The organism is Mitsuaria sp. RG (assembly GCF_028369275.1).
In the GTDB taxonomy this organism is placed as follows: domain Bacteria; phylum Pseudomonadota; class Gammaproteobacteria; order Pseudomonadales; family Pseudomonadaceae; genus Aquipseudomonas; species Aquipseudomonas peradeniyensis.
Window position 1 is genome coordinate 1 of sequence record NZ_JAQMYQ010000048.1, and the last position, 12,028, is coordinate 12,028.

The following is a 12,028-nucleotide window of genomic DNA, read 5'->3' on the forward strand; positions in this document are numbered from 1 at the left end:
CTATCGGCTGTGGGGGGCGGGGTTGGCGACGGTGGGTGGCGTTGTCAGTATTACGTGGGACGTTTCAGACGCGAGAGAAGCCACCGCTCGATCTAAATCATTGCTGGCAACGACTTATTGGCTACGAGCTGGATCTACGACCGCCCTACTTTTGGGGCAGGGAGGAATAGCATTTTCACAGGCAAGTGTGTTTTTCCAATGGCTATCAATGAGTGCCAACCAAACATGGAAAAGCAGCTTATACGCCACCCTTTCCACTCTTTCTGCACGACTAGCCGCGAACCGTGCCGCCATGATGTTTCTGAGTCGCTTAAGCTGGATAGGCGGCGCTATTGTACTCGGCACCACTATAACCTTACTCATTATCGATGATGACACACTGGAAAAATGGTGTAGTAAATGCTGCTTCCGCCTTAAACCATCCGACAAAGGATACGTGAAGGACGCAGAAGAGCTAGAAGCCTTATTCAGCGCCATGAGTGAGGCCATATAATGTATTTTATTGAATGGCTTGCATGGCTGGCCGCCATTGACCCCAAAGAAGAACGCGAAGCCTTTAAAAAGCAGAACAGAACAATCAAGAATAGAGGGGTGTACGAAAGCGAGGACGAAGAATACGTTGCAGCCGCAAAAAAACCAGTATGCGAAACCCCAAAGAGCCGTGGCCCAGTCTACGTGTACAACGAGCATGTGCTCGAAATGCGCTGCGGCATGTGGGAGGACAAGCGCGGGCTGATCAGTATATTATCTCTCACCATAATAATGCTGATAATCAGCGGATTAGAAATTGCTTTCCATTCGATAACGATATTAATCGATCTTGCTTCTGATTATCAGGGAGAGCCGTATGGTGAGAGGCTATATTTAGCAGTTTTCTTTCTCAGCACAACCCTCTGCATCTTGTGGTTTTATCTGAAGTATGTTTTCCGCTTCACACGTTTTGAAATGTTCACGTCACGCCACTTGTTGATACGTTTCAACCGCATCACCCAACAAGTCTACCTCCACCGCCCGCCATACTGCGGAGGGATCGTCACGCTCCCATGGAACGGCGTATCGTCTAGCGGCTCTGATAAAAAGTATGCTCCACCAGGTGGAATGGGTATGCCGCTGGAACTCACATGGTCGCCCGTGTTCACTGGCACACTGCGTCCTGAACTGATTTGGGTCGGCAAATCCGCCAACAATTTTGCGGAGCTTCAAGCCGAATGGGAGTTTATCCGTCGCTTCATGGATGAAGGTCCAGAAGGACTACCACGCCCCCACATCACCTCGCACTTTCCCTGGCCCTGGCAAGCCTTCACGCCTCAGTTCGAAGGCCTGACTCACTACTTCCGCAGTTCCCCACGCGTCCTCAAATGCGGCCTGCTGCTGCTCTCTCCTGCCTTCCTGATCATCGGAACAGGCCATTGGTTGAGTCTCCTGCTGTGCTGGAAGCCTCGATGGCCCAGGGTCATTCGTGAAGCCGGCCTGCCGGGAAAACCCGTCCCGGCAGTGACCACAGTTGACGATTACCCACCCCATATCCAGGAGAGGCTGCGAGAAAACGCCTACCTCTGGACCATACGTCCAGGCAAACGCCCGGAGAGAAAGCCCCGCGCCTCTAAACGTCGGCCCAAGAGCCAAAGTCAAACTCCCGATATCGAGAAGGATGCGCCCCATGAGCTCGACAGTATTGATCAGCCGTAAAAGCAGGTTGTTCTTGACCGAGATGGAACTCAACGCACCACGCCTCTGCCTGCTGGACCAATGCTGGCGCGACGATCCCCATGACTGCGACAACCCGACAGTGCGCGGCTCCACCGTCATCCAATCCGATACCCGCGAAGTGCTAATCACCCTGAGCGAAGCCAAATAAGGCGCGGCTTAAATCCCTACACCTAACGAAAACAAGGAGCATACGTGATGAAACCCATCGTTCTAGTCGGGCACAAGCATGACTGCCCCCTGCATGGCGCAGGCGAGGTTGTTTCAGGCCATACGGCCACATTGATCAATGGCAGGGCTGTCGCCTGCGTAGGCGACAGGATCAGTTGTGGGGCCGTCATCGAAACAGGGTCGGCGAACCATGCCATCGAAGGCCGGGCCGTTGCACGCCAAGGTGATACCACCAGCCATGGCGGAACCCTGGTGGAGGGCGAGATCGGCTGGATGGTTGATTAGGCCTCATTCGCTTCTCTGCAGTACCAACGTGGCCACCAACACCACCACCGCAAACCCACAAGCCACATAACCCAACGCAGCCAGACCAAGCCCCTGGATCGCCGCGCCCCCCAGCGCGGCACCGGCGGCGATGCCCGCGTTGGCCGCCGACACGTTGAGGGTCCCGGCCAGGGCCTGGGCCTTGGCGCCGGCGCGCATCACCCGCACCTGGCACACCGGGAACAGCGCCGTGTATGCGATGCCCCACAGTGCCAGGGCGCCCACCAGCAGCAGCGGGTTGCCGATCACCGGGGTGACCAGGCCCATGCCCAAGGCCAGCATCGCCAACAGCAGCAGCGTGGCCCGCAGCGGGCTGCGATCGACGATCCGTCCGGCCAGGGCGTTGCCGAGCATGCCCACCAGGCCGAAGCCCATCAGCCACCAACCGACCGCGTTGGCCGGCACGGCGGCGAACTGCTCGAGGATCTCGGCCAGGTAGGTATAGGCAGTGAACATGGCGGTGACCACCAGCGCCGAAAGCAGCACATGGGCGATGAAACGACGGTCCTTGAGAATCACCGTCTGCCGCTCCCCTGCGACGCGGGCCGGGACCTTCGGCAGAGGCGGCAGCCAGGCCCACATCAGCAGCGCCACCAGCAGGCACAGCCCGGCGCTTTCGCTGGCGGTGCCCCAGTACACCGGCAGGGCCAGCGCGGCGAGGAACCGCGCCAGGGCCAGTACCCAGACGTTCGGCGCCAGCGCCGACAGAGCATTGAAGGCGGCGAACAGCAGCAGGATGGAGATAAACAGCCCCCTGGCGCCGCAACCGCGGGCATCTGCCCAAGGTGAGCGCGATGGTCCAGGCCCTGGCCGAGCGGCTGGGGCCGCTGATTCAGGGCTGATCCAGGCTGAACGCCAGTGCATGCCTGTATCCAGGCACAGACAAATGAAATAAAATAACATTTCATTTGAATGCTATCCCTGCCTGCGACCCGCCTCGATGACCAGCCTCCCGACCACCCTCCCCAGCCAACGCCTGCACAGCATCGACGCCCTGCGCGGCCTGGTGATCCTGTTCATGCTGCTGGACCACGTGCGCGAAACCTTCTTCCTGCACCGTCAAGTCAGCGACCCGATGACCATCGACGCGATCGACGCCACCGAACCCAGCCTGTTCGTCAGCCGCACCCTGGCGCACCTGTGCGCGCCGGTGTTCGTGCTACTCACCGGGTTGTCGGCCTGGCTCTACGGTGAAAAGCACCAGGGCCGGGGCGATGTAGCGGCATTCCTGTTCAAGCGCGGCCTGTTCCTGGTGTTGCTGGAGCTCACCCTGGTCAACTTCGCCTGGACCTTCCAGTTGCCGCCGGGCGTGATCTACCTGCAGGTGATCTGGGCCATCGGCCTGAGCATGATCGCCCTGTCGCTGCTGGTGTGGCTGCCACGCCCGCTGCTGCTGGCCCTGGGCGCGCTGATCGTCGTCGGCCACAACCTGCTCGATGGCCTGCACTTCGCGCCGCACTCGGCGCTGCATGTACCCTGGGCGATCCTGCACGAACGCGGCTGGCTGGAGCTGTCCGACAGCCTGCGCCTGCGCACTTCCTACCCGGTGCTGCCGTGGATCGGCGTGATCGCCCTCGGCTACGGGCTCGGCCCCTGGTTCAGCCGCACCAGCGATGCCGGCGAGCGCCAACACCGCCTGCTGCTCGGCGGTGTGATGCTGCTGCTCGGCTTCGTCGTATTGCGTCTTTTCAACGGCTATGGCGAGGCGCCGTGGACCTTCTACGCCAGCGTCGGGCAAACGCTGATGAGCTTCTTCAACATCACCAAGTACCCGCCGTCACTGCTGTTCCTGGCCATTACCCTGGGCGTCGGCCTGTTGCTGCTACGCGCGTTCGAGCGTGCCGGCGAGGCCCGCTGGATCGGCCCGCTGGCGGTGTTCGGCGCAGCGCCGATGTTCTTCTACCTGCTGCACCTGTATGTGCTCAAGCTGCTGTATGTGGCCTGCGTGGCGCTGTTCGGCCTGAACCAGGGCAGCCATTTCGGCTTCGACGGCATCGGCGCGGTGTGGCTGGTCGCGGTACTGCTGGCGATCGCCCTGTACCTGCCGGTGCGCGGCTTCGCCCGGCTCAAGGCGCGGCGGCGCGACATCGCCTGGCTCAAGTACCTGTAAAAGCGTTTTCAGCCGATGGCCCGATGGTCTACCATGCCGCCCGCCGGTTTCCACACGGAATCAAAAGGGAATCCCGGGCGCGCCGAGAGCGGGCCAAAGGGAACTGCCCCCGCAACTGTAGGTGCCGAGCCTGCGCCATCGATGCCACTGGGTCTGCCGACCCGGGAAGGCCGGCGCCGGCCAGGACGCACCAGTCAGGAGACCTGCCGGCACGCATTCACCAACCGGCGGGGTGTCCGGGATGGTCATCCGCCCCTGGCCGCGTGCTTGCCGCACGACGCCTGGCGATGCCTGTCCGTGGGCCATTCCGTGCACCACCCGACAGGAGATCGCCCCACCATGCCGCACCGCCTCGCCACCCTGCTCGCCGGCCTGTCACTGGCGGGCCTGGCCCACGCCGACGCCACCCGCTATCCGCTGACCATCGACAACTGCGGCCTGCCGCAGACCTTCGCCCAGGCTCCGCAGCGCGCGGTGACCATCGGCCAGGCCGGCACCGAGCTGCTCTATGCCCTGGGCCTGGGCGAGCGGCTGGCGGGCACTTCGCTGTGGTTCAACAACGTGCTGCCCGAGTTCAAGGCGCAGAACGACAAGGTCGAGCGCCTGGCCGACAACGAACCGGGCTTCGAGGCGGTGGTCGGCAAGCGCCCGCAGTTGGTGACGGCGCAGTTCGAATGGATGGTCGGCGCCCAGGGCGCGGTCGGCACCCGCGAACAGTTCGCGGAACTGGGCATTCCCACCTACCTGCTGCCCTCGGATTGCGAAGGCAAGGACAACCTGGTGGGCGCCGACGGTACCCGCCTGCAGCCGTTCAGGATCGACACCATCTACAAGAGCGTCAGCCAACTGGCCGAGATCTTCGACGTGCAGGATCGCGGCGAACGCCTCAATGCCGAGCTCAAGGGCCAGCTGGACCAGGCCCGGCAACGCCTGGCCGGCCAGGACCTGAGCCACACCAGCGCATTGTTCTGGTTCTCCAGCGCCGACCTCAAGGTCGATCCTTACGTCGCCGGTCGCCAGGGCGTGGCCGACTTCATGCTGCAGACCCTCGGCGTGCGCAACGTGGTCGAATCCAGCGAAGAATGGCCGGCGGTGGGCTGGGAAACCCTGGCCAGGGCCAACCCCACCTGGCTGATCGTCGCCCGCATGGACCGCCGCCGCTACCCCGCCGACGACTACCGGAAAAAACTCGAGTTCCTGCGCAGCGACCCGGTGACCCGCAACATGGACGCGGTCAGGCAAGGCCGGATCATCGTCCTCGACGCCGACGCCATGCAGGCCGGCATCCGCCTGTTCCGTGGCCTGGAGGTGCTGTCCAGCGCCTTTGCCAGCGGTAAAGCGCCACAACCATGAGCCGCTTGCTGCCCATCAGCGCCTTCGCGCTGCTCGCCCTGTGCCTGGCCATGCTCGCCGGGATCGCCATCGGCGAGACACGGATCAGCGCCGAGGTGGTCTGGCAGGTGCTGGCCAACCAGCTGTGGCAGGCCGGTCATGCGCTCGATCCGATCGACGCCGGCATCGTCTGGAACTACCGCCTGCCGCGCACCCTGGTGGCCGCCGCCTGCGGCGCGGGGCTGGCGACCTGCGGGGTGATCCTCCAGGCGCTGCTGCGCAACCCGCTGGCCGAGCCGTACCTGCTGGGCCTGTCGGCGGGCGCCTCGACCGGCGCCGTGGCGGTGGGCCTGTTCGGCCTCGGTGGCGCGGTGCTGTCGCTGTCGGCCGGCGCCTTCATTGGCGCGCTGGCCGCGTTCGCCCTGGTGCTGGTGCTGTCGCGGGCCAGCGGCAGCCGACAGGACAATGCGCAGGTGATCCTCGCCGGCATCGCCGGCTCGCAGCTATTCAACGCGCTGACGGCCTTTCTGATCACCAAGTCGGCAACCGCCGAACAGGCCCGAGGCATCCTGTTCTGGCTGCTGGGCAACCTCAGCGGCGTGCGCTGGCCAGCGGTGTGGCTGGCGCTGCCGGTGGCCGTGGTCGGGCTGGCGGTGTGCCTGTGGCACCGCCGGGCGCTGGACGCCTTCACCTTCGGCGCCGACTCGGCGGCCTCGCTGGGCGTGCCGGTGCGGCGCACGCAATGGTTGCTGATCAGCTGCACAGCGCTGGTGACCGCGGTGATGGTCTCGATCGTCGGTGCCATCGGCTTCGTCGGCCTGGTCATCCCCCACGCCCTGCGCCTGCTGCTCGGCCCTGGGCACAGCCGCCTGCTGCCGGCCAGCGCCCTGGGCGGCGCGTTGTTCCTGATCGTCGCCGACATCCTCTCGCGCACCCTGATCGCCGGCCAGGTGATCCCGGTGGGCGTGGTCACCGCCTTGATCGGCGCGCCGGTGTTCGCGTTGATCCTGGTCAGCCGCCGGGTGCGTCCATGACCGTGATGACCGCCATCGCCCACGCCCCGCTTGCCTGCGAGGGCCTAAGCCTGCGCCTGGGCGACCGCGACGTGCTGCAGGGAATCGACCTGAGCGTGATGCCCGGCGAGACCCTCGGCGTGGTCGGCCCCAACGGCTCGGGCAAGTCCACCCTGCTCAAGCTGCTCGCCGGCCTGCGCACGCCGAGCAGTGGCGGCGTGCGTTTGCTGGGCGAGGCGCTGGAGCGCATGCCGCGTCGGCGCGTGGCGCAAAGCCTGGCACTGGTCGAACAGCAGGCCGACACCCTGGACGCCATCAGCGTGTATGACGCCGTGGCCCTCGGCCGCACGCCGTGGTTGTCGGCCCTGGCGCCGTTCGGCGCGGATGACCGTGCGATCGTCGAGCAGGCGCTGGCCGACGCCGATGCCGGCCACCTGCGTCGGCGCCTGTGGGGCGAGCTGTCCGGCGGCGAACGCCAGCGCGTGCACATCGCCCGGGCCCTGGCCCAGCGGCCGCAGGTGTTGCTGCTGGACGAGCCGACCAATCATCTTGATATCCAGCATCAGTTGAGCCTGTTGCGGCAGGTGCAGGCGTTGCCGGTGACTACCCTGGTGGCCTTGCATGATCTGAACCAGGCGTTGACCTGTGACCGGTTGGCTGTCCTGGATCAAGGGCGGTTGGTGGCCTTGGGGAAGCCTGAAATGGTGCTGACGCCGGAGCGGTTATTGGGGACGTTTGGGGTTCAGGCTCATTACCTGGTCGATCCGTATGATGGGGCGCGGGTGCTGCGGTTTCGTGCCTGAAACGGCTGGGGGTGCTTTACAACCCTATCAAGGTCTTTGGAGGCGGGGTTATTGATTGTATCAAGGCCACCAGGTGCTCGCCGCGCACCTTGCAGCGCCTATGAGATCGAGCGCCGCCTGCGCGGCGCATCGCGGGACAAGCCCGCTCCTACATCTGTTTCGGGCCAATTTCTCCTGTGCCATTACCTGGTCCGCCCTGTTGGTACGACGCGGTTTCAGCGTGGGCATCACTGCCGCCCCGCACGACTTGAGGCATGAGCCAAGGCGGACAGCGATAACCTCACAGGAGTGACTGGCCCGAAACAGATGTAGGAGCGGGCTTGTCCCGCGATGCGCCGCGCGGGCGGCGCTCGATCTCATAGGCGCTGCAAAGCTCGTGGCAAGCACCTAGTAGCCCTAATGCAGTCAATAACCACCCGCGTCCAAACCTTGAAAGGACTGGCCCCAAGACCGTGGAGCACCGTGATCGCGGGGCAAGCCCGCTCCCACGTTGGTAATGCTGGTAAGGTTGCTTGCAGCGCGACAGCGCAAATGAGCAGGACGCGGACTCTACCGCATATTCGACTGTGCCGGACGCTCGCCCATCCGTTGCGCGAGCCTCAGCAGATAACCATCCGGGTCCTGGACCAGAAACTGACGCAGCCCCACCTCGATGGCGTCGGCGCGATACCAGACGTCCTCGCACGCCTGGAACAGCGGCCAGCGCTGGCGCTCGAGCCGCTCGACCAGCGGCGCGACCGCCGCGACGTCGATCTGCAGGTTGATCCCCCGCCCCAAGGGTTTTTCCAGGGGCCCGGTAAGCCAGTGATCCTCGGCGTCGAACTGCTCGAGCATGACCTGCGCGCCCTGCAGGTCAAGGTAGGCAAAGCGCTGCTCCGGGCGCTGATAGGCAATCTCGAACCCCAACAACGAAACCCAGAAATCCAGACTGCGATCGAGGTCACTGACGATCAGTTCGGGCACCATCTTGTTGCGCTGCAGCATGCAATCGTCCTTGAGCGGCATGGGAAAGTGGCGCACATGATATCCCTTACTCAATCTCAAGTCGTGCGCCAAGGCGGGCAACCATGGCCCAACAGGTTCGGCACGTTGCAATAGATGTAGGAGCGGGCTTGTCCCGCGATGCGCCGCGCGGGCGGCGCTCGATCTCACAGGCGCTGCAAGGCCCTCGCCGAACACCTGTCAGCCTCCCCCCAATCCCCAACCTTCACCCCACCCTCCACCAACGCGGCCGACAAGCCCGAAACGAATGCGAACTCGGCCGCAGGGCCTGGTCGCCCTTGGCATCGAAGCAGCCCAGCAGCAAGGCCACCGTCGGCGCATCGTCAATGGCCCCGAGGGAACTGCCGCAGGTGGCACAGAACGCACGGCAGGAGCCCTCGGACGAGCGGTACAGCGCAGGCAATCCACCCTCCCCGGTCCAGGCGACCGCTGCCTTGTCGAACTCCACCCAGCACAGGGTCAGGCTGCCGGAATGTCGCTGGCACTGCCCGCACGAGCAGGTATGCGGAAAACGCGGCTCGCCGCTGGCGGAGAACCGGATACGGCCGCACAGGCAGCCACCTTTGTAGCGGGTCATGGGGTTACCTTCCTTGGCTGCCGGGATTGCCGCACAATAGCCAACCTCGCGCCTACCAGTGGCGCAAAAGTGTTACGCCGTGTGGCATGCCGACCTGCCCTGCCTGCGTCGCCTGCTACAGTGCTCCCCGCGGCCCTTCCGGCCCCTGCAATGATGGAAACCTGCTGATGGAAAGAATGATCCAGTTCGTGGCCGTGGTGGTGGTCTGCACCCTCATCGGCGTCGCCTGCGAACACTACGAAGTCAACCGCTACCTGAAATGGCTGCTGATGGCCCTGCCGGCGATCCTCTGGGTGCGCCTGCGCAATCCGCTGCAACGCTGATTCCACCACCACGGGTTTGCAGTACACTCCCAGGCCTTACCGTGCTCAAGGCCCCACCATGCCCCGCCGCCTGTCTCGTCTACTGCTGCCCGTGTTGCTGCTCGGCGCCCTCGCCGCCTGCGACCAGAAACCCAGCCGCGAGGAAAAGATCCTCGCCAACCTGCCCCTGCAGGAAGCCTACGACCACAACATCGAGCGCATGGCAGGCCTGTTGGCCATGACCCACGCGCAGGTGCCCGAGGACAAGATCAAGGACGTGCTGCGCAAGCACCTGACCGTCGACGACCAGCGCCAGGACCTGTTCAGGCTCTACAGCGAGGAGCACTTCAGCGATGCCGAGTTCGACCTCATCGTTCAGGCTACCCGCGACCCGGCCAAGGCCAGGGAGCTTGGCCAGAGCGAGGAAGGCAAGCGCCTGAGCGAGAAGCTCACCACGCTGATGCGTGAAAGCGCCAGCGACGCCAAGGTCCAGGCCCTGGTGCAGGAGCGCATGCAACAGGTCGAGGATGACCTGCAGGCGCTGGAGCAGACTGCGCCCTGACCCTGGATAACAAGGGAGGATAATTCCGAGAGCTTTGTGGGAAACCGGAGCTCCCCTTGTCCTCCAATCCTGCAATTGCGCACAAGCATGGTCCACCTTGCGCCAAGCGCGTAAGGTGCGTTTTCCGCTGTATCCGACGAGGCCAAGGATTGCGATATTTCACCCCGCACGGACCGCGCCCCGACCTGCGCACCCTCATACTCGCCCTGTGCGCCACCACGGCCCTGGTCATGCTGCTGGCCAGCTACTTCGCCAGCTACCGGGTACAACGGCAACTGCTGATCGACAGCGCCCTGGAGGCCAACCGAGCCTATGCCGCCAAGCTGGCGGCCGTGACCGAAACCACCTTGGTCAGTGCCCTGCAGCAACTGGCCTACAGCGCCCGGCAAAGTGGCCTGCACCCGAACGACGACAGCCTGGTGCAGGATGAGATCGACCGCCTGCAACAGCAGGGCAACCTGTTCAATTCCACCTTGCGGGTCGATGCCCAGGGGACCGTGCGTTCGCTCTCGCCCGCCTCGCTGCAGCACCTGGCCGGCAGCCAGGCGACTTCACCCGGCGCCCAGCAAGCACTGCGCGAACACCGCACGCTGGTCTCCACACCTTTCCTGTCGGCGGCCGACAACCTGCTCGTGGTGCTCTCGCAACCGATCTTCGACGCCAGCGGCCACTACCACGGCTACATAGGCGGCAGCCTCTACCTGCGCGAGCGCAACCTGCTCAACAGCCTGCTGGGCACGCACTTCTACCAGAACGGCTCGTACCTCTATGTGGTCGATCGCAACCGCCGGCTGCTGTTTCACCCTGACAGCAAACGGGTCGGCACCCTGGTCGGCGACAACGCGCTGCTCGACGACCTGCCGAACCTCGACCATGGCACCCGGCGCCTGGTCAACAGCCAGGGCGTCGAGATGCTGGCCGGCTTCGCCACGGTGCCCAGCGCCGGCTGGACCATCGTCACCCAGCAGCCACTGCGTAACACCGTAGCCCCGCTGCGCCAACTGGTCCTCAATGTGGTTGCCATCTCCGCGCCGCTGGCCCTGCTCGGCTGCCTGCTGTTGTACTGGCTGACACAGGTCATCGCCCACCCGCTGCGACAGTTGACCCACGTTGCCCGGGGCATGGGCCAGCAACAGACCACCGAACGCATCCATCAGGTCCGCGCCTGGTACGCCGAGGCCGCCGAGCTCAAGCGCGCACTGCTGTTCGGCGTCAACCTGCTGCAGGAACGTATCGGCCGACTCAACCGTGATGCCCAGACCGACCCACTCACCGGGCTGGTCAATCGTCGTGGCCTGCAACAGGCGCTACGCCTGTTACAGGCCGAAAAGCGCGGCTTTGCCGTGGTGGTGCTGGACATCGATCACTTCAAGCGGATCAACGACGGCCATGGCCACGATATCGGCGATCAGGTCCTGCAGCAGCTGGCAGGCTTGATGCGTGGAAGCTGTCGCGAGGGGGACCTGCTGTGCCGCACCGGCGGCGAAGAGTTCCTGATACTGCTGCCAGGGGCGAGCCTGGAGGTGGCGACCGCGATCGCCGGTCACCTGCGCCTGACCGTCGAGCACGCCCCTTTCGCGCCAACTGGCGGCGTCACCCTGTCACTGGGCGTGGCCAGCTGGCGGCCTGGAGACGGCAGCGAACCCGCTGATGTGTTGGGCAACGCCGACAGGGCGCTGTACCGGGCCAAGCAGAAGGGTCGCAACCGAGTCTGCATCGACAGTCCGCACTGACGCCTGCCTGTCGCTGGTCATCGCCCAGCCACATCCGTCACGCTCAGGCCTGGCGTCTGCGCGGCACCTGTTCCGGCAGTGGCAAGGCGCCGGTGGCCAGGGCGCGAGCGCGGTCCACGCCCCAGACCAGCGCCCGGGTCATGGTCTCGCCTGGCCGCGAGGGGTAGTACTCCTCCAGCAAGGCCTTGCCGCCTCGGGCATAGAGCCCGAGAAACAGTTGCGTGGCACCGACCCTGGACAGGCGCACCTGCACATCGATGCTAGTGCCGTCGCTCAGTTCCTCGTCATGGCAGCGACTGTGCAACTGCGCATCGGCCCACTGCCAGTAGGTCTCTTCCCTGATTCGCATTGCGCTCGATACTCCGTGTCTGAAATGCCGCGCAAGAAAAGCA

General features: G+C 64.4%; 15 protein-coding genes and 1 riboswitch. Of the genes, 11 read left to right on the top strand and 4 right to left on the bottom strand.

Going from position 1 to position 12,028, the window contains the following annotated elements; all coding sequences use genetic code 11:
- The 4 genes from POF53_RS21595 to POF53_RS21610 form a co-directional block, all read left to right on the top strand.
- A partial coding sequence (locus POF53_RS21595; RefSeq protein WP_498969334.1) for a hypothetical protein occupies window positions 1–493 on the top strand: 493 nt, incomplete at its 5' end.
- Window positions 493–1,689 (top strand): DUF6708 domain-containing protein, encoded by a 1,197-nt coding sequence (locus POF53_RS21600; protein ID WP_203647150.1) that lies wholly within the window; start codon window positions 493–495, stop codon window positions 1,687–1,689. The genes POF53_RS21595 and POF53_RS21600, both read left to right, overlap by 1 nt.
- A complete protein-coding gene (locus POF53_RS21605) occupies window positions 1,661–1,858 on the top strand; it encodes a hypothetical protein (RefSeq protein WP_267812176.1) in 198 nt (65 codons plus the stop codon). Before POF53_RS21600 ends, POF53_RS21605 begins: the two co-directional genes overlap by 29 nt.
- Window positions 1,859–1,905: 47 nt before the next feature.
- Entirely contained in the window at window positions 1,906–2,163 is a 258-nt protein-coding gene (locus tag POF53_RS21610; protein ID WP_186734772.1) for a PAAR domain-containing protein, read from the top strand.
- Window positions 2,164–2,166: 3 nt separating this feature from the next.
- Here the strand turns inward: POF53_RS21610 and POF53_RS21615 are convergent, their stop codons facing one another.
- Entirely contained in the window at window positions 2,167–3,066 is a 900-nt protein-coding gene (locus POF53_RS21615) for an MFS transporter (RefSeq protein ID WP_498969336.1), read from the bottom strand.
- A 76-nt stretch (window positions 3,067–3,142) separates the two neighbouring features.
- Here POF53_RS21615 and POF53_RS21620 point away from each other — a divergent pair, with 76 nt between their 5' ends.
- The 4 genes from POF53_RS21620 (at window position 3,143) to POF53_RS21635 (ending at window position 7,460) form a co-directional block, all read left to right on the top strand.
- Window positions 3,143–4,312, top strand: coding sequence for an acetyltransferase domain-containing protein (locus POF53_RS21620; RefSeq protein ID WP_498969338.1), 1,170 nt, complete (start codon window positions 3,143–3,145; stop codon window positions 4,310–4,312).
- A gap of 27 nt (window positions 4,313–4,339) precedes the next feature.
- Window positions 4,340–4,537: riboswitch (cobalamin riboswitch) on the top strand.
- A gap of 114 nt (window positions 4,538–4,651) precedes the next feature.
- A complete protein-coding gene (locus POF53_RS21625; protein WP_232857421.1) occupies window positions 4,652–5,665 on the top strand; it encodes an ABC transporter substrate-binding protein in 1,014 nt (337 codons plus the stop codon).
- The gene (locus tag POF53_RS21630) at window positions 5,662–6,678 is read left to right on the top strand and encodes a FecCD family ABC transporter permease (protein ID WP_232857422.1); all 1,017 of its coding nucleotides are present in this window, start codon (window positions 5,662–5,664) and stop codon (window positions 6,676–6,678) included. Before POF53_RS21625 ends, POF53_RS21630 begins: the two co-directional genes overlap by 4 nt.
- Window positions 6,675–7,460, top strand: a complete 786-nt coding sequence (locus POF53_RS21635; RefSeq protein WP_232857423.1) for an ABC transporter ATP-binding protein — start codon at window positions 6,675–6,677, stop codon at window positions 7,458–7,460. Before POF53_RS21630 ends, POF53_RS21635 begins: the two co-directional genes overlap by 4 nt.
- Window positions 7,461–8,009: 549 nt before the next feature.
- Here POF53_RS21635 and POF53_RS21640 read toward each other — a convergent pair.
- Together POF53_RS21640 and POF53_RS21645 are read right to left on the bottom strand one after the other, a co-directional pair.
- Complete coding sequence (locus tag POF53_RS21640; protein ID WP_232857424.1) at window positions 8,010–8,444, bottom strand: bleomycin resistance protein; 435 nt, start codon at window positions 8,442–8,444, stop codon at window positions 8,010–8,012.
- A gap of 223 nt (window positions 8,445–8,667) precedes the next feature.
- Window positions 8,668–9,039, bottom strand: a complete 372-nt coding sequence (locus POF53_RS21645) for a GFA family protein (RefSeq protein WP_232857425.1) — start codon at window positions 9,037–9,039, stop codon at window positions 8,668–8,670.
- Between the two features lie 167 nt (window positions 9,040–9,206).
- Here POF53_RS21645 and POF53_RS21650 point away from each other — a divergent pair, with 167 nt between their 5' ends.
- The 3 genes from POF53_RS21650 to POF53_RS21660 all read left to right on the top strand — a co-directional run bounded on the left by POF53_RS21650 (window position 9,207) and on the right by POF53_RS21660 (window position 11,636).
- Window positions 9,207–9,362 carry a hypothetical protein gene (locus POF53_RS21650; RefSeq protein ID WP_155952705.1) on the top strand — a complete coding sequence of 52 codons (156 nt, stop codon included), beginning with the start codon at window positions 9,207–9,209 and terminating at the stop codon, window positions 9,360–9,362.
- 58 nt (window positions 9,363–9,420) lie between these two features.
- Complete coding sequence (locus tag POF53_RS21655) at window positions 9,421–9,903, top strand: hypothetical protein (RefSeq protein WP_232857426.1); 483 nt, start codon at window positions 9,421–9,423, stop codon at window positions 9,901–9,903.
- A 149-nt stretch (window positions 9,904–10,052) separates the two neighbouring features.
- Complete coding sequence (locus POF53_RS21660) at window positions 10,053–11,636, top strand: sensor domain-containing diguanylate cyclase (RefSeq protein ID WP_244670909.1); 1,584 nt, start codon at window positions 10,053–10,055, stop codon at window positions 11,634–11,636.
- Window positions 11,637–11,679: 43 nt separating this feature from the next.
- Here POF53_RS21660 and POF53_RS21665 read toward each other — a convergent pair whose 3' ends face one another.
- A complete protein-coding gene (locus POF53_RS21665; protein ID WP_186734798.1) occupies window positions 11,680–11,985 on the bottom strand; it encodes a hypothetical protein in 306 nt (101 codons plus the stop codon).
- Window positions 11,986–12,028: the final 43 nt, after the last annotated feature.